Annotated in this window: 15 protein-coding genes; 9 read left to right on the top strand and 6 right to left on the bottom strand. The window is 43.8% G+C overall.

The features are described from left to right. Nucleotides 1–339 precede the first annotated feature (339 nt). The 5 genes from rpsG to HWQ44_RS26465 all read left to right on the top strand — a co-directional run bounded on the left by rpsG (nucleotide 340) and on the right by HWQ44_RS26465 (nucleotide 5627). Complete coding sequence (rpsG, locus tag HWQ44_RS26445) at nucleotides 340–810, top strand: 30S ribosomal protein S7 (protein WP_229465239.1); 471 nt, start codon at nucleotides 340–342, stop codon at nucleotides 808–810. 139 nt (nucleotides 811–949) lie between these two features. Next, nucleotides 950–3028: an elongation factor G gene (gene fusA, locus HWQ44_RS26450; protein WP_292724844.1), complete on the top strand. Its 2079-nt coding sequence runs from the start codon at nucleotides 950–952 to the stop codon at nucleotides 3026–3028. Between the two features lie 23 nt (nucleotides 3029–3051). Beyond that, nucleotides 3052–4281 carry an elongation factor Tu gene (tuf, locus tag HWQ44_RS26455; protein ID WP_292724845.1) on the top strand — a complete coding sequence of 410 codons (1230 nt, stop codon included), beginning with the start codon at nucleotides 3052–3054 and terminating at the stop codon, nucleotides 4279–4281. Between the two features lie 183 nt (nucleotides 4282–4464). Then, nucleotides 4465–4782 (top strand): 30S ribosomal protein S10, encoded by a 318-nt coding sequence (gene rpsJ, locus HWQ44_RS26460; RefSeq protein WP_008232935.1) that lies wholly within the window; start codon nucleotides 4465–4467, stop codon nucleotides 4780–4782. 197 nt (nucleotides 4783–4979) lie between these two features. Beyond that, nucleotides 4980–5627, top strand: a complete 648-nt coding sequence (locus HWQ44_RS26465) for an LON peptidase substrate-binding domain-containing protein (protein ID WP_292724847.1) — start codon at nucleotides 4980–4982, stop codon at nucleotides 5625–5627. 131 nt (nucleotides 5628–5758) lie between these two features. On the opposite strand, the gene pheA is transcribed toward HWQ44_RS26465, so the two are convergent. After that, a complete protein-coding gene (gene pheA / locus HWQ44_RS26470) occupies nucleotides 5759–6634 on the bottom strand; it encodes a prephenate dehydratase (RefSeq protein ID WP_292724849.1) in 876 nt (291 codons plus the stop codon). 468 nt (nucleotides 6635–7102) lie between these two features. Between pheA and HWQ44_RS26475 the strand changes: the two genes are divergently transcribed. After that, nucleotides 7103–7690 carry a DUF1997 domain-containing protein gene (locus HWQ44_RS26475; protein WP_292724851.1) on the top strand — a complete coding sequence of 196 codons (588 nt, stop codon included), beginning with the start codon at nucleotides 7103–7105 and terminating at the stop codon, nucleotides 7688–7690. A gap of 8 nt (nucleotides 7691–7698) precedes the next feature. On the opposite strand, the gene HWQ44_RS26480 is transcribed toward HWQ44_RS26475, so the two are convergent. From HWQ44_RS26480 to HWQ44_RS26495, 4 genes are all read right to left on the bottom strand, one after another. Further along, on the bottom strand, nucleotides 7699–8355 hold the full coding sequence (locus HWQ44_RS26480) for a ribonuclease HII (protein WP_292724853.1): 657 nt from the start codon (nucleotides 8353–8355) through the stop codon (nucleotides 7699–7701). Nucleotides 8356–8363: 8 nt separating this feature from the next. Next, a complete protein-coding gene (locus HWQ44_RS26485; protein WP_292724854.1) occupies nucleotides 8364–10538 on the bottom strand; it encodes an Rne/Rng family ribonuclease in 2175 nt (724 codons plus the stop codon). 943 nt (nucleotides 10539–11481) lie between these two features. Further along, entirely contained in the window at nucleotides 11482–14142 is a 2661-nt protein-coding gene (locus tag HWQ44_RS26490; RefSeq protein ID WP_292724856.1) for a TIGR03960 family B12-binding radical SAM protein, read from the bottom strand. Between the two features lie 147 nt (nucleotides 14143–14289). Next, a complete protein-coding gene (locus tag HWQ44_RS26495; protein ID WP_292724858.1) occupies nucleotides 14290–14619 on the bottom strand; it encodes an STAS domain-containing protein in 330 nt (109 codons plus the stop codon). Between the two features lie 472 nt (nucleotides 14620–15091). Here HWQ44_RS26495 and HWQ44_RS26500 point away from each other — a divergent pair, with 472 nt between their 5' ends. Beyond that, complete coding sequence (locus tag HWQ44_RS26500; RefSeq protein WP_292724859.1) at nucleotides 15092–15292, top strand: hypothetical protein; 201 nt, start codon at nucleotides 15092–15094, stop codon at nucleotides 15290–15292. Between the two features lie 154 nt (nucleotides 15293–15446). Here the strand turns inward: HWQ44_RS26500 and HWQ44_RS26505 are convergent, their stop codons facing one another. After that, a complete protein-coding gene (locus HWQ44_RS26505) occupies nucleotides 15447–15791 on the bottom strand; it encodes a hypothetical protein (protein WP_292724902.1) in 345 nt (114 codons plus the stop codon). A gap of 299 nt (nucleotides 15792–16090) precedes the next feature. Between HWQ44_RS26505 and clpS the strand changes: the two genes are divergently transcribed. Continuing rightward, complete coding sequence (clpS, locus tag HWQ44_RS26510) at nucleotides 16091–16372, top strand: ATP-dependent Clp protease adapter ClpS (protein WP_292724861.1); 282 nt, start codon at nucleotides 16091–16093, stop codon at nucleotides 16370–16372. A 50-nt stretch (nucleotides 16373–16422) separates the two neighbouring features. Further along, nucleotides 16423–17256 (top strand): type II CAAX endopeptidase family protein, encoded by an 834-nt coding sequence (locus tag HWQ44_RS26515; protein WP_292724863.1) that lies wholly within the window; start codon nucleotides 16423–16425, stop codon nucleotides 17254–17256. The last annotated feature ends 52 nt before the right edge of the window (nucleotides 17257–17308 follow it).

Consider the following 17308-nt stretch of genomic DNA (forward strand, 5'->3'; position numbering starts at 1 on the left):
CGCCTTGAGTATTTAGTTGCAGGTACCAAGTCAATAAATTTTAGATTTTAGATTTGCGATAGCGTAGCGTTAGCGAGTTATCGAGCGTCTTTTGGATTGGTCGAACCCACGAGGGGATGAGGCTTATAGATTTTAGACTTGTTCAGATATTTGTAGTCGGAACATGTACCGAAAACTTTTAATCCAAAATCCAAAATCCAAAATTGCCAGTCAATAAATCAGCCTTGCTGCAACGGTCGAAAAAAATTGAGGAAGTCTGAGGGTTGGGTTCTACCGCTTTTAGTTTCCGGTGTCTGATAGCATATAATTTCGTTGCCAATTCCGAATTAAAGGTGAAGTATGTCTCGTCGTGGTGTTATTCAAAGGCGCCCAGTTCCGTCTGACTCCGTATATAACAGTCGCCTTGTGAGCATGATTATCAGGCGGATCATGCGTCATGGCAAGAAATCACTTGCCGCACGCATTGTCTATGATGCATTGAAAACTATTGAGGAACGCACTGGTAGCGCTGCCTTAGAAACCTTTGAAAGAGCAGTGCGAAATGCCACGCCTTTAGTAGAAGTAAAAGCTCGGCGAGTTGGCGGAGCAACTTACCAAGTACCAATGGAAGTGCGTTCAGAACGGGGCACTACCCTAGCACTGCGTTGGTTAGTGCAATACTCCCGATCTAGACCAGGCCGAACAATGGCAAGCAAACTGGCGAATGAGTTAATGGATGCTGCCAACGAAACTGGAAATGCCATTCGCAAACGGGAAGAAACGCACCGGATGGCGGAAGCTAATAAAGCATTTGCACATTATCGTTACTAAGTAAAACAAGCGATATATCGCCCTCCCGAAGCGGTATATCGTAAATTTACAAAAAAAAGGCGGTTTTCCGTAAAAGTATAGAATCTTAACAAAGAGTAATATACAAGATATCATGAGGCGAAAACTATAGGAGGTAGCTGTGGCACGCACGATCCCGCTAGATAAAGTACGCAACATTGGTATTGCGGCGCATATAGATGCGGGCAAAACAACAACAACAGAGAGAATATTATTTTACTCTGGGATAATTCATAAAATTGGCGAGGTTCATGAAGGAACTGCCGTTACAGACTGGATGGAGCAAGAGCGGGAGCGGGGAATTACCATTACTGCTGCTGCTATTAGTACCAGTTGGAAAGATCATCAAATTAACATTATCGATACTCCAGGTCACGTAGACTTCACAATAGAAGTTGAGCGTTCCATGCGCGTGTTGGATGGTGTAATCGCAGTATTTTGTTCTGTGGGTGGCGTGCAACCGCAGTCTGAGACAGTGTGGCGACAAGCAGAACGCTACAAAGTTCCTCGGATAGCCTTTATCAACAAGATGGATCGCACCGGAGCGAACTTTTATAAAGTTCACGAGCAAATCCGCGATCGCCTGCGGGCGAATGCGATCGCCATTCAACTACCAATTGGTAGTGAAAACGACTTCCAAGGTATTGTTGACCTAGTACGGCAACGTGCGTATATTTACGCTAATGACCAAGGAACCGATATCCAGGAAACTGATATCCCAGAAGGACTACAAGCGCAGGTAGAGGAATTCCGCACCAAGTTAATAGAAGCTGCGGCAGAAACCGATGATGCTCTGATGGCTAAGTACTTCGAGGGCGAAGAACTTACAGAACAGGAAGTTCGGACTGCCCTGCGTAAAGGCACAATTGCGGGGACGATTGTACCAGTGCTTTGTGGTTCGGCATTCAAAAACAAAGGCGTACAGTTGATGCTGGATGCCGTTGTCGATTACCTGCCAGCGCCAAGTGAAGTACCACCAATTCAAGGCTTACTGCCGAATGGCGATACTGTTGAGCGGCGGGCTGATGACAACGAACCCCTAGCAGCTCTGGCATTCAAGATAATGGCTGACCCTTATGGTCGCCTGACATTTGTTCGTGTTTATTCTGGTGTCCTGAAGAAGGGCAGCTACGTTCTCAACGCTAGTAAGAATAAAAAAGAACGGATTTCCCGCTTAGTTCTCATGAAAGCAGATGATCGCCAAGATGTCGATGAACTGCGAGCGGGTGATTTGGGAGCAGCCCTGGGATTGAAAGATACCTTGACAGGGGACACGCTCTGTGATGATGGATCGCCAGTAATTCTGGAATCCCTATTCATTCCTGAGCCTGTAATCTCGGTGGCGGTTGAACCCAAAACCAAGAACGACATGGACAAGTTGTCCAAGGCTCTGCAATCTCTCTCAGAAGAAGACCCCACCTTCCGTGTCCGCGTCGATCCCGAAACAAACCAAACCGTGATCGCGGGAATGGGAGAGCTACACCTAGAAATTCTAGTAGACCGGATGTTACGAGAATTCAAGGTGGAAGCGAATGTAGGTGCGCCACAAGTAGCTTACCGAGAAACAATTCGGAAAGCTGTAAACAAAGTTGAGGGCAAATTCATCCGCCAAAGTGGTGGTAAAGGTCAATACGGTCACGTTGTGATCAATTTGGAGCCTGGAGAACCTGGTACTGGCTTTGAGTTCGTTTCCAAAATTGCTGGCGGTTCAGTACCTAAAGAGTACGTTGGCCCCGCAGAACAAGGAATGAAAGAAAGCTGCGAATCCGGTGTTCTCGCTGGATATCCGTTAATTGACGTTAAAGCGACGCTAATTGATGGCTCATACCACGATGTAGACTCTTCAGAAATGGCTTTCAAAATCGCTGGCTCAATGGCGATGAAAGAGGCTGTACTGAAAGCTTCACCCGTCCTCTTAGAGCCTATGATGAAAGTTGAGGTTGAGGTTCCCGAAGACTATATCGGGAACGTCATTGGCGACCTCATCTCCCGCCGGGGGCAGATTGAAAGCCAAAGCACCGAACAGGGACTTGCTAAGGTCGCATCCAAAGTTCCACTGGCGACCATGTTTGGCTACGCCACTGATATCCGGTCAAAGACGCAAGGTCGGGGTATCTTCACGATGGAGTTCAGCCACTACGAAGAGGTGCCTCGCAGCGTAGCTGAAACTATCATTGCAAAAAGCAAAGGGAACGCTTAGTTAAAATAAGGAAATGAGCATTCATGGCACGCGCAAAGTTTGAAAGGAATAAACCCCACATCAATATCGGTACCATTGGCCACGTTGACCACGGTAAAACCACGTTAACAGCAGCCATCACCATGACCTTGGCAGCTATGGGTCAAGCTATAGCTAAGGGCTACGATCAAATCGATAACGCGCCAGAAGAAAAGGCACGGGGTATTACCATCAATACCGCTCACGTTGAGTATGAAACCGAAAATCGGCACTATGCTCACGTAGACTGTCCAGGACACGCTGACTATGTGAAAAACATGATCACCGGCGCTGCCCAGATGGATGGTGGTATCCTCGTAGTAGCTGCGACCGATGGCCCTATGCCCCAAACTCGCGAACACATCCTACTGGCAAAACAGGTAGGCGTTCCTAGTCTGGTTGTCTTCTTGAACAAAGAAGACTTGATGGATGACCCAGAACTCTTGGAACTAGTGGAACTGGAACTTAGAGAATTGCTTTCTAGCTACGATTTCCCTGGCGATGATATCCCAATTATCAAAGGCTCTGGTCTGCAAGCTCTCGAAGCAATGATCAAGAATCCTAAGACCAAAAAAGGTGAAAATCCTTGGGTAGACAAAATCTACGAATTGATGGACGCTGTAGATTCTTTTATCCCCACCCCTGAGCGGGATGTTGATAAGCCCTTCCTGATGGCTGTAGAAGACGTATTCTCAATCACAGGTCGTGGTACTGTCGCCACTGGTCGGATTGAACGGGGTATAGTCAAAGTCGGCGATAACGTTGAACTAGTGGGTATCAGAGATACTCGCGCCACTACCGTAACTGGTATTGAAATGTTCAAGAAGAGTCTTGACCAAGGTATGGCTGGGGACAACGCTGGGGTACTACTTCGGGGTATCCAGAAGGCTGATATTGAACGGGGTATGGTAATCGCCAAACCAGGTTCAATTAAACCTCACATTCAATTTGAAGGTGAAGTGTACGTCCTAACGGAAAAAGAAGGTGGTCGTAAGACTCCATTTTTCTCCGGCTATCGCCCCCAGTTCTACGTACGGACAACCGATGTAACTGGTACTATCAAAGCCTTCACCTCTGATGATGGCAGCGAAGCAGAAATGGTGATGCCAGGCGATCGCATCAAGATGACAGTAGAATTGATCAACGCGATCGCAATTGAACAAGGAATGCGCTTCGCTATCCGCGAAGGTGGTCGCACCATCGGTGCTGGTGTCGTCTCCAAAATTCTGAAGTAGCACCTTTTTGCTCATAATGAAGGAGCAGAGATGGTATTTATTGTGCCTCTCTGCTCCTTTCTCTTCCCTCTATAAATAAGGTAATAGGTTACAGGGGACAGGTAATAGTTTTCTGTAACTTATAACTTGTAACCTTTAACCTGTAACTACTCCCCTAATTACGCAGAACCTGGAAAATTAAAGATGGCAACTCTACAGCAGCAGAAAATTAGAATTCGTTTACAGGCCTTTGACAGACGCTTATTAGATACATCTTGCGAGAAGATTGTAGACACCGCTAACCGCACAAACGCTACAGCTATAGGCCCAATTCCTTTACCAACAAAACGCCGCATCTATTGTGTACTGCGATCGCCTCACGTAGATAAAGATTCACGGGAGCACTTTGAAACCCGTACTCATCGCCGGATTATTGACATTTACCAGCCCTCTTCTAAGACTATAGATGCCCTGATGAAATTGGATCTACCATCGGGTGTAGATATTGAAGTCAAACTTTAATTAGTTATTAGTCATTGGTCATTGGTCATTAGCAAAGGACAAATGACAAATAACGTTAGTATGAATATTTACATAGCCCTGAAGAAATATATCTCAGGGCTTTTATTTAGCTAGGAAACAAATGATAGAATATAGACAAAATACGGGAAAAGCAGAGAAAAATAAATTTTAAAGATTAAGTTTATACCAAGGTAACAATGACATCATCTTCTAAAATTGCAGTTCGTGAACTACCTCTGTTCCCGTTACCCGAAGTAGTTCTGTTTCCTACTAGACCATTACCTCTACACATCTTTGAATTTCGCTACCGAATCATGATGAACACGATTTTGGAGAGCGATCGCAGGTTCGGTGTTTTGATGTTCGATCCAGTTAAGGGTACAATTGCAAACACTGGTTGCTGTGCCGAAATTGTTCATCACCAGCGGCTGCCAGATGATCGGATCAAGATGATGACTTTAGGGCAGCAAAGATTTCGTGTATTGGAGTATGTTCGTGAAAAGCCATATCGTGTTGGCTTAGTTGAGTGGATTGAAGACCAACCACCGACTAAAGATTTGCGACCTTTATCAACTGATGTAGAACAACTACTGCGAGATGTTGTGCGTCTGTCAGCCAAATTAACTGAACAAAATATCGAATTGCCAGAAGATTTACCTGACCTCCCAACAGAGTTATCTTATTGGGTAGCCAGTAACCTTTATGGTGTCGCTCCAGAGCAGCAATTGTTGCTAGAAATGCAAGATACTGCAACTCGTTTAGAGCGAGAAGCAGAAATTTTAACCTCTACTCGAAATCACTTGGCAGCTCGCGCTGTTCTCAAAGACACATTTAATGAAAAGTGAGAATTTATGAGTAGAGACGCGATTAATCGCGTCTGTACAGCAGTTAGTAGTTAGGAAGAAAGAACAAAAAATAAAAGATTGACAACTTATAATTTATAGTCGATAACTAATCACTGATAAGTCTTATCTTCTCAAGCAACAACGCTGATCGGCAAAACATTGTAAGCGCCAAGAATTTTTAAAATCTCTGTGTGGATAGTTAATTCGGCTAAAGCAGATTGCATCTGTGCTTCCTTGGCATCCGCTTCTAAATCCATGAAAAACAAGTATTCGCCTAGTGATCGCTTTGTCGGACGAGATTCAATTCGGCTGAGGTTAATTCCTAATTGAGCAAATATTTGCAAAGGTTTGACCAATGCTCCGGGTGTGTTGGCAGGCATACTAAAAGCCAGCGATGTGTGAGTGGCACGTGTTGTTGATGCCTGGTATCCAGCGTCCGCCTCATCCTGACTTACTACCCAAAAACGAGTAAAGTTTTCTGGATTGTCGTTGATGTTACTGGCAAGTATGGGCAGGTTGTAGAGTTGAGCTGCTCTACTAGAAGCGATCGCTGCTGTTGTTGTATCTTGCTCTAATCGCTGTAGTGCTTCGGTTGTGGAATTGCTGGGAATAATTTGTACAGTCGGCAGAAAACGCTCTAACCATCTCTGGCATTGTGCCAAAGCTTGCGGGTGAGAGTAAACAGTTTTAATTCTATCTAAATTAGACGCGCAGGAAATTAATGTATGGGCAATGGGTAATACCAAAGCCAACTGAATTCGCAAACTGTCCAACTGCCAAAGTGTATCCAGTGTCGTGGTAACACTCCCTTCAATAGAATTTTCCACTGGCACAACAGCCAACTGGGCTTGACTGTTAGCAACAGCATGCAGTGATTGGGAGATGGTGGGATAAGGACTTAACATAGCTTCAACTCCCGTACTTTTGCTCAACCAGTTGATATAAAAAACAGCTGCTTGTTCTGTGTAAGTGCCGGGAGGCCCTAAATGTGCAATCGATAAAGTCATGCCTTTAGCCTTGAGTTGCGAGTTTTATGCGTAAACAGAGATTATGATATTTTAGGTTTGGCAAATATATCCAACATCTACTTTTACTAAACACTGTTATCTCTAAAATTTACGCACTAAATGAATAGACAAAAATATATATCCAGGAAAATAAGTTATGGAAATCAGTCTTCCATCAGATAGATTTCCTGGCAGTTTTTTTGCTCAGTTCCTCTGAAATATTCAAAGGAATTATATTGGTTTCTAATCAAATCATCATGCATAATTGTGATTTTGTGTCAAGATTTAAATCCTAATCTATATTTATTTAACTCAAGATAGTAATGAACGTACCAACTTTTTGCTAATGATGTATAGCTGATAAGCAACAATCATTATTTATGGTCAATAAATTTTGTACTTTTCTAATAATCAGAACTAAGTTGTTAAAAAATATTAAAATTAAGAAACAGATATTTTTATCCGCTCATGGCTACCCGGTTTACTGCCTCCCAATCGGTTGAAATCGCTGTTCCAGAGCAGCCTATCCCCATTCAGCACTACTTACGTCAGCCTCAACGTCTGGTTAAGGCTTTGGTTGACAACAGCCGGATTCAGCAGCTGTCTGAGGAAGTATTTCGCTTGAAAATGCGCCCGCTAACTTTTATGTCACTAAGTATTCAACCTACTGTGGATATGAGAGTCTGGGCAGAATCAAATGGAATCATTTATTTGCGATCGCTAGGCTGTGAAATCCTGGGTTTCGAGTATATTAACCAGCGCTTTACTCTCAATTTAAAAGGTTATTTGTCTCCCAAAGACTTTAGCACTGGCACTCGGCTGCAAGGAAAAGCTGATTTAGAAGTGTTGGTGGATTTCCCACCGCCATTTTCCTTCACTCCTAAGCCTATTTTAGAAGCTACTGGCAATGGTTTGCTTAAAAGCGTACTGTTGTCAGTCAAGCAACGGTTATTAAATCAACTTTTGGCGGATTATCGCTACTGGGTGATATCACAAACCAAAGATAGAGGCCTCGACGGTGATAGTACTGAATTACCAATCCTGAATGCTGAGTAATTATTCAATCACTCAACACTCAGACGTTTGATTTGGCAAGGACGAAAAGACTGACGATGCAAAGGTGAGGGCCCATATTGTTGCAAAGCCAGCAAATGCTGCTGGCTACCATAACCCTTGTTACACTCCAAGTTGTACATAGGGTATTTTAATGCTAGACGCATTACCAGATCGTCACGCCAGACCTTAGCGACAATACTAGCAGAAGCAATAGCAAGCGATCGCTCGTCGCCCTTAATTATTGTTTGTTGTGGCAGTAGCAAGTCTTTGATTAGCTGATTGCCGTCAACCAAGCAGATTGCAGGCTGTACTTTTAACTTCAGCACAGCCCGCTTCATTGCTAACAGCGTCGCTTGCAAAATATTTATCTTGTCAATTTCGGCAGTAGAAGCAAACCCAATTTTCCAATCTATAGCTAGCCCACAAATCTGCTGCGCTAGCTGAGTTCTCCGAGAACTAGACAACTTTTTACTGTCTTTGATTTTAGCTGCCATAAGTATTGGCAAAGCGTGATCTGGTAGAATCACTGCTGCCGCTACCACGGGGCCAAATAGAGCCCCTCGCCCTACTTCATCAACACCTGCAACCAATCCTGGAATTCCTGACAAGGTAGAAAACTCCAGCCAAGTGGATTGTTCTAAAGGCGTTGGCGATGTTTCTACCATAAAGCAAACTAATTATCCTCGATCGCTGAGGAACGACGACGGCGGCGACGGCTGGCAGTGGCGCTGCTATTAGCTTCACTTTCATCTGCGATCTCGTTGGCAGCGGCTTTTGCAGACAAGCGTCCCGAAGGATTCACACTCAGTTCCGATGGTTCAGTTGTCTCTTCAATCAAAGATTTTTGTTCTGGTTCAATAACTTTTGGTGTCGGTATCTTGCTTGTGGTTATTTCAGGTGTTGCTTTTTGGGCAATAGCGGTTATTTCAGGTGTTGCTTTTTGGACAATAGCGGTTATTTCAGGTATTGCTTTTTGGACAATAGTTGATTCTGAGGTTGATTCAGTTGGGATTGTTGGCAATTGACCAGGCTGAATCACATTAATAATCACAGACTTGGTATTTTTAACCTCTTGCTCTAACTTCACCAAGGGAGATATTCCCATCAAGGCAAACATATCCTGTTCCTGAAGGCTCATTTCTACAGTTCTAATCTCCGGCGGTTCTACCACTGGTTTAACTGGTTCTGCCTTGATAACTTTAGTGCGCTCTATTCTTTCACTCCAACCTGGTTTACCAAGGGTGGGTGAGGGGATCTCTGGTGCAACTCCTAGTTCTGGTTCTACTACATCCAGGTCTAAGTCTGGCTCATTGACAAAAGCCAGTGGATTGGGAACAGCCCGAGCTTCATCTTTCCCGTTTAACCCATTGACACCAATTCGACTGCGGCGAGTGCGGGTACGACGTTTATCATTAAGTTCTTGATAACTAGGATGATTGATCAGATTTAAGTTACTCAATTCTGAGTCGCCGTCAAATGCTTCCCCAAATCCATCGTATGTTTCTCGTGGTTCTGGGGTGCGGGCAGATGGCTGACGTGGTTCTCGGTGAGGCAAGGATACAAAACGCTCACGTTCTGGTGTCTCTGCCGGTATTGGTAATCGGTTTTCGATTTCTCCAGGGAGACGCACGGTATGTCCTAAACCGCCACAGGTGGGACAAGTTTCACCAAACAATTCGTAAATATTTTGACCCTGACGTTTGCGGGTCAATTCTACTAAACCTAGTTCGGTGAGTTGGGCAATCTGGGGACGAGCTTTGTCTGCTTTGAGTCCTTTATTAAAGTGTTCGAGAACTTGTAGTTGGTCACGTCGCGATTCCATATCGATAAAATCAACGACGATCACTCCGGCGATATTCCGCAGACGCAACTGGCGAGCAATTTCTGTTGCAGCTTCGCAGTTTGTCCACAAAACTGTTTCTCTAGCTGTTGCCGATCGCGTAAAGGAACCTGAGTTAACATCGATTACGGTTAATGCCTCCGTCGGCTCAATGATGATGTAACCGCCAGAAGGTAGGTCTACCCTCGGTTTCAGGGCTTCTCTAATCGCAGCAGTGATGCGAAAGTACTCTAAAATTGGGGAGCGATCGCGATGATGGTCAATCAACAATCCCTGCGGTGTTTGACCGCCACTCCAATTCTGCAAGTACTGTTTGACGCGCTTCAAACCAGTACTAGAATCTACAACAATCCGATTGACATCCGCGCCGTACATATCTCGCAATACGCGCTGGATAAAGTCATCGTCTCGGTTGAGCAGTGCTGGAGCGCGGGTAGAATGAGCTTCCTGCTGAATGGCTTCCCATTGCTTTTGCAGCAACTCCAAATCTTCCATAATCGCTTCTTCTGGTTTGCCTTCGGCTTCTGTACGCACAAGCAAACCCATTCCCGCCGGTTTGACCAAAATCGCCAGTGCTCGTAAGCGGTTGCGCTCACTTTCACTTTTAATCCGTCGGGATAAATTTACGCCCCGACCATAGGGCATCAATACTACGTAGCGTCCGGGTAAGGTGATATTACCGGTGAGCCTGGGCCCTTTTGTCCCCGTTGGCTCTTTCATTACTTGCACCAAAACTTTCTGCTGTGGTGCTAGTAGTTCTGTAATTGCTGCTGCGGTACGCTTCAGCTTCAATGGCCCTAAGTCGGTGACATGAATAAAACCGTTGCGCTCTGGGTCGCCAATATTGACAAAAGCCGCATCTATCCCAGGTAATACGTTTTCTACTACTCCTAAGTAGATATCACCTATTTGATGATGACCTGTAGCAACAACGAGTTCCTGTATTTGATCTTCAGAAAAAACCGCAGCAATTTGGTGCTGCTCCGCGATGATAATTTGTTTTGGCATTCAATTTCCTCAAAAATTGGCAGCACTTATAGGTTTGAGGTTTGTCGTATCAAGTCCGGTTTATTACTTAATAATTCAAAACTCCCCGCGTCTCCGCGTCAGTCATAATTATCAGTGTTTTTCCGGTTTGATATTATACTTTTGCTGCCCTCGCAACCCTCAAAAGGCGCTACTGGATAATAAAAATCGCAAATCTGAGCTTCTATCTAAGTTAAATAGCTATTGGCGCTCTTAAGAGCATTTCCACGGCTGATTATTCCAGAACTGCTGCATTTCGTCTAAGCAATTAAATCAACCGTCCGTGGTTGATTTGTGATGCAATACCCTCAAATCTTGAGAGTTCTGAGTTGAAAGTTCTAAATCCTGAGTGAGCATTTAAACTCAGGACATTTCATTTGAGAGTAACCTACTGAATTCGTTAAGAAAAAGAAACTATTTCTATTTTCCATTCCCCGGATTTATCTTAGGGTTATACTCAGGAGCGCTAGTTGCTACCCTGTCTTGAGCCGCTCTAGCCTAAGACAAGCCGCACTTTGCGCGTCTTTTGAACGTCTACAAGTCGGCATGACCGACAGTAGTTGCTTTAGCTCTAAAAAAGTAATGCACTAGCTCTTGGGCACTACGTGGATTAGACATTCAGCAGTTGTTTTAAAAGCATGGATTTAGAGAAGCTAACCGAGCCTGCTGTTAGTTACTGATTCACAAGGTAGCTATAGAGAGAGTGTGCATTCTTTAATCTGCTTTTTGTTTGTCTAGGATAAAATCCTAGAAGTTGCACTCTAATATCTTTGCTTTCGCCCCCTGAATACCAGGGTAGTGAACCAGCTAATTCAATGCAGCGCCAGAAAATTTCTCTTCACCCTATTCTAACGCAACCTTGCTAAAAATCAATTCCTATGAGCTGCCATGTCAGGACAACTACTAGCAAGTTGCCTTACAGGGATTATACCCCTAAAATTAGCCGATTGCGGTGGATGTGCAGGAGTTGAAATTCTACACTAGCCACTGCCTCTAGCATAAACAGGATTTGTTCGGGACGCAACAGCAAACCGTCCTGGCGATAGCTACCTAGATAACGGATCACAGATGACATAGATTCTGTAACACAATTGTAGTTTTCTACTAATTCCAGTTCAAATAAGCGATCGCGCAGATTTATTAACTGGCTCTTGCCTGATTTAGTTGTTTGCTCGTACCAAAGTTCCTCTTTTGCTTTGATTGTATCAATCCAGTCTTGCCATTGTATGGGTGTTGTTTCTGCAAGTGCTGCTACAGTAATCAAATACTCTGCGGACTCTAGCAGTTGGGTAGCGGCACTAGCTTTTAAATCTATCTGCTCCACATTATATATAGGTATGTCTGTGGGCATTTCACGAGCCAACTTTTCTCGGAAAGTATCAACTTCCACTGGTAGTGTTAACTCAAAATCTGCAATTTCACCGCTGCTAGTAGCCCCTAGAGCCAAAGCAGTTGCTAGAGAAATCCGTGGCATTGGATGAAATCCACCAGTGAACGCGATTGGTAAGCCTGCTCGCCGCACAACTCGGTCAAAAAGACGGATTAAATCCAAGTGGCTCATCAATGCCATATTACCCTGTTTACCAAACCAAAGTCGCAATCTTTGCGCCTTTGTTGTGTTGGGGATAAATTCGCCAGCGAATTTTGGGATAGCAGGTGATTCTATGACAATGTTATGCCCAAAGTCGGTGCCACAGACGCCACAATGAGAACAACCTTCAAAGGAGCAATCAGGTACAATTGCGGCTTCTAAGGCGCGTTGCAAATCTTCTTGGAGCCACTTTTTGTCAATCCCGGTATCAATATGATCCCAAGGTAGGGGAATATCGAGGGAGTGGGGAGTGCTGAGTGGGCTATTCTCCTCTGCTTTTCTGTCCTTTTGCGCTTCTGCGGGAAACAAATTGTATTCGCCATTTTCTACTTGGCGGTATTTCCAATCTAAATCGGCTTGAGCGATCGCAGACCCCCAAGCACTAAAAGCTTGATCTAAATTTTCATACCAAGAATCCATACCTGCACCCAATTCCCAGGCACGGCGGACTACTTTGCCCAAATTGCGATCGCCTCGTCCCACAAAATCTTCCATTGCCGAAATGCGGACATCAGTAAAATTTACCTTCACTGCCTTGATTCGGCGGAATTCTTGCCGCAACAAGTTTTGTTTACGCTTAAATTCAGCGGTAGAAACTGAGTGCCACTGGAATGGTGTATGGGGCTTGGGCGTAAAGTTAGAAATTGTCAGGTTAAAGTTTAAGGGTTTTCTGCCTTTGCCCCGACATTCTCGCTGTAGCCAGCTTACTGTTTCCGCAATGCCCAAAACATCAACATCCTTCTCACCCGGCAAGCCAACCATAAAATACAACTTTATTTTATCCCAGCCTTGCTCCCAAGCCGTTTTCACCCCCCGCAACAATTCTTCATTCGTCAAACCCTTATTTACAATGTCTCGCATCCGCTGAGTACCAGCTTCTGGAGCAAAAGTCAGTCCACCTTGGCGCGTACCTCCAAGGATATTGGCAATATTCTCATCAAATCTGTCTACCCGTTGGCTTGGTAGAGTCAGAGAAATATTTTCATTTTTTAAGCGATTTTTGATTTCCATCCCCACTGCTGGTAGGGACAAATAATCAGAACAACTCAGAGATAGTAGAGAAAACTCATTATAACCAGTTGCCCGCATACCCTGTTCAATTGCTTCTACAACCTTATCGGGTTCTACATCCCGTGCTGGTCGAGTCAGCATTCCTGGTTGACAGAAGCGGCAACCACGAGTGCAACCACGCCGAATCTCAATGGTTAAGCGGTCATGCACCGTTTCTACATAGGGAACTAGCCCAATGGAATATGCTGGTATGGGAGTTGCAACCCGTCGCAAAATTCGTTTTGGTACATCTGGGCGACAAGGATGAACTGAGCCATCCTCTGCCATGTCGTAAAACTGAGGCACATATACGCCTGGTATCTGTGCCAAATCAAGTAACAGATGTTCCCGACTCAATCCTGCTTGTTTGCCTTCTTCCAACACCAAACCAATTTCTGGCAGCAGTTCTTCTCCATCTCCAAGGGCGAAAAAGTCGAAGAAGTCAGCATAAGGCTCAGGATTCGATGTTGCTGTTTGCCCACCTGCAAAAATCAACGGAAAGGATGACTGGGTATCGGTAAATTCTCCCCTGCCTCCCTGCCTTTCTCGCCACGTCAAGGGAATTCCAGCCAAATCCAACATTTCGAGGATATTAGTTGCACCCAGTTCGTAACTGAGGCTAAAGCCTAAAATGTCGAATTCTGTCAGCGATCGCTTTGACTCTACCGCAAACAATGGCGTATTAGTCTCGCGTAGTTTGGCTGCCAGGTCTTGTCCTGGAAGGTAGGCGCGATCGCACAATTGACGCGGTTGGGCATTCAAGATGTTATAAAGGATGATGTGCCCTAAATTAGATGCACCGACTTCATATACTTCTGGGTAGGTTAAAACCCAATGTATTGCTGTCGTATCCCAAGGTTTGTGTACTGCTAACAGCTCGTTACCCAGGTAACGGGCTGGTTTTAAAATACCTGTCGTTATTAATTTTTCAACTGCAACAACCACTGTGCTATCTTCTAGCTACCTTAATTACAGCTACCAATCCCAACATTAGCATTGAATTAGGTCTTCTAACAGAGTTTATCGTTGCAACTTACAACTCCTTTACATAAAGTCCTCTTATTGCCCGAACTTTTGTGCTTTTACATAAAGTTATGTTTGGGCCAACTCAGCCTCACCGTCTAATATTTCAAATACCCTATCGAGTTGCGTAAGTTCAAAAATAATTCTAATTGTTGGAGCAACAGCACAAAGTCGGCAACTCCGTCCTAAAGTCAGAGCCAGCTTGTGTGTAGATAACAATGCCATCAACCCCGCGCTGTCTAACGATTCTACCGCTGCTAGGTCTACTACCAAGATGGAAATACCATTTTGTGCCAACGCTGTAGTCATATCTCGTTCAAATTCCAAGGCGTTTGCAGCATTCAAACACCCTTGGGGGCGAATAACTGCAATCTTGGGATAGTTAAGCACTGCCTGCATAGTTACATCCTAATTAAGAATTTTGAAGCGTCAAGCTAAGGATTATTTGAACATAAACTCTATTTTGTTGCATCGACCATACGTCTTAGCTCTCTTTGCTGAATCTTTATTGCTTTAGTATGTCTCTTTAAAGATTGTTATAATTCCAGGTTAAAATGTGTTTATATATACTTTTTTTTTATCTCAGTTCAAAAACAATCAACTATAGACGGCCATAGAGCAAACAAATTATCAGTAACTATGCTGAGAAACCTTGCTTAGTCTATAAGTAAAGCTAATTTAGCCAAGTCTTAACGGTAGGTTAAATCTCCCACTTTAGCGTTGCTGATGGCATACAGCAAAGTCATAGCGAATTATCTATCTAACTAATTAAATTGTGATATATATCACTAGTAAGTTAGTATTTGCATCACTCTTTATACTTAGACTGATCTGGGAAGATTAGTATCATATTACAGTTGGGTTATTACTTATGAAAACTCAGTACGCTATTCGTAAATTGGTAGAAAAAGCTCTTGATATTAAAAAACTAACTCCTGAGATAGAAAATGAAATCAACTCAGAACTGACAGAACTTGGTTACATTTCTGATGTTGATTACGAAGCCTTAGAATTATTAATGGCAGAGATGGATGCTGGTCGAATCCAGTTGGTTCCTAGCCTGGGATTTTAAAATAATTCGTAATTCGTAATTCCTAATTCGTAATGAAGATTCTGGTATTCGCTACGGTGATAAGGGCATGGGGAATGAGAAATTGGAAGTGGGGAGATGAGGGAGCAGGGGGAGAATGATAAATGCCCCATGCCCAATGTCCAATGCCCAATCCCTATTGATATGCTTGCCAAAGTTGGTGAATAAACTGATTGAGTTGCTGCTTGGCTGCTGAATCAGGTTCAGTTTTTGGTTCTTTTGCTAAAAGTTGGCTCAAGAAGGTAATTACTTCTGTGTCTAAAGCTGGCCGAAATAAATTGGCAGGCCAAAGCAAGTCAGACGCATCTCGCAAATCGGTAATTAGCGGCGATTCTTGAATAAAAGTGACCATTAATAAAGGACGAACCCAGCACAACTGGCGGGGAACTACAAATTGAATGACTTCTGCATACAGATTCTTGTCGCCATGCTCTAAAGACACAATTTGTCCTGGTTGAAGAAAATCTAGGCTTATGTCCATCATTATGCAGTTTGGGCAGGGGCAAGGATTATTTTGCAACTTCCTTAATCTTAAAAGTGAAAATGCGCTACGTTTAAGAAAGCTTCTGTAAAATTAGGGTAACATTATTAGGGCAGTCATGTCATAGACATGTGCCTTAAAAGTGGCTACGCAAACCTAATACGACCAACCCCTGGCAGCAAAGGGTTTTCCTAGCATAGTATCTGAGCAGAAATACTATAGAATAGGTAAAAGACTGTTGAGCGATCGCAAAACAGAGACTTTGTTGTAGTGAATTAACGAGAAAAGAGCAAAGAGCCGTGTCAGTTGAAACCATTGAAAAGCGTTCCACATCCCGCAAGCTCGCGCCCCAGTATCGCGTTTTGCTCCATAACGATGACTACAACTCGATGGAGCATGTTGTGCAGTCACTAATAGCCACTGTGCCAAGCCTTACTCAACCCCAGGCTATTAGCATCATGATGGAAGCACATACTAACGGGCTAGCTTTAGTCATTACTTGCGCTCAGGAACACGCTGAGTTCTATTGCGAAACATTGAAAAGTCATGGTTTAAGTAGCACGATTGAACCTGATGAATAGTCATTAGTCAAAAGTCAAAATTTAGAGTATTGACTGGTGACTTACTTAGTATGAACAAAAACCTTGTCCGTTTATCAGAACGCCCTGCCCCTATCAGGCTGGGTGCTTTCATTTTGACGTTATTGCTGCTATGGTTGCCCTTCGCTGCACCAATATATTTCCTAGTTCATGATTCAAACTTAGAAAGTATATTGACATTGGTATTGTTATATGCAATATTTATTTTTCTCCTGAGACTATGGGGTAAATATGTCTACCAGCAGCCCCAAATTCTGCGGCATTATGGCTTAAAATTCACGCGGCAAAATGGTGTAGATTTACTGCGTGGCTTGGCTATGGGCATAATTAATATTCTGATACTTTTTGGAGCAGAAAGTTTCTTGGGTTGGTTAGTGTGGCAACAACCAAAAGTTTTTTTACTGAAAGTTATTTTAGAGGGTTTACTTGTTGGCTTAGGTATTGGATTTGCTGAGGAATTGTTATTCCGAGGCTGGTTGCTAGATGAATTACAACGAGATTACAGTCCGCGTGTGGCTCTGTGGACAGATGCAACTGCGTTTGCTACATTGCACTTTATTAAACCCTTGGAGGCAATTATTCATACACTGCCGCAATTTCCAGCTTTAGTACTGCTGGGATTAACGCAAGTATGGGGAAAGCGTTGGCGGAGGGGACGCTTGGGTTTACCAATTGGTCTACATGGTGGTTTAGTTTGGGGCTACTACATTATTAATGTTGGGGAATTAGTGAAATATTCTGGTCAAGTTCCTGATTGGGTAACTGGTGTGAATAATAATCCCCTGCAAGGAGTTATGGGAGTGTTGTTAATGAGTGTACTCGCTTTGTGGATACGAGGGCGAACAGTGAAAAATTCAAGATCATAAAGCCTATGTAGCATTTTGAGGAATACTAAAACTATTTCTGGTAAAACTAAAC

It is taken from the genome of Nostoc sp. JL34 (genome assembly GCF_017114945.1).
GTDB lineage: Bacteria > Cyanobacteriota > Cyanobacteriia > Cyanobacteriales > Nostocaceae > Nostoc.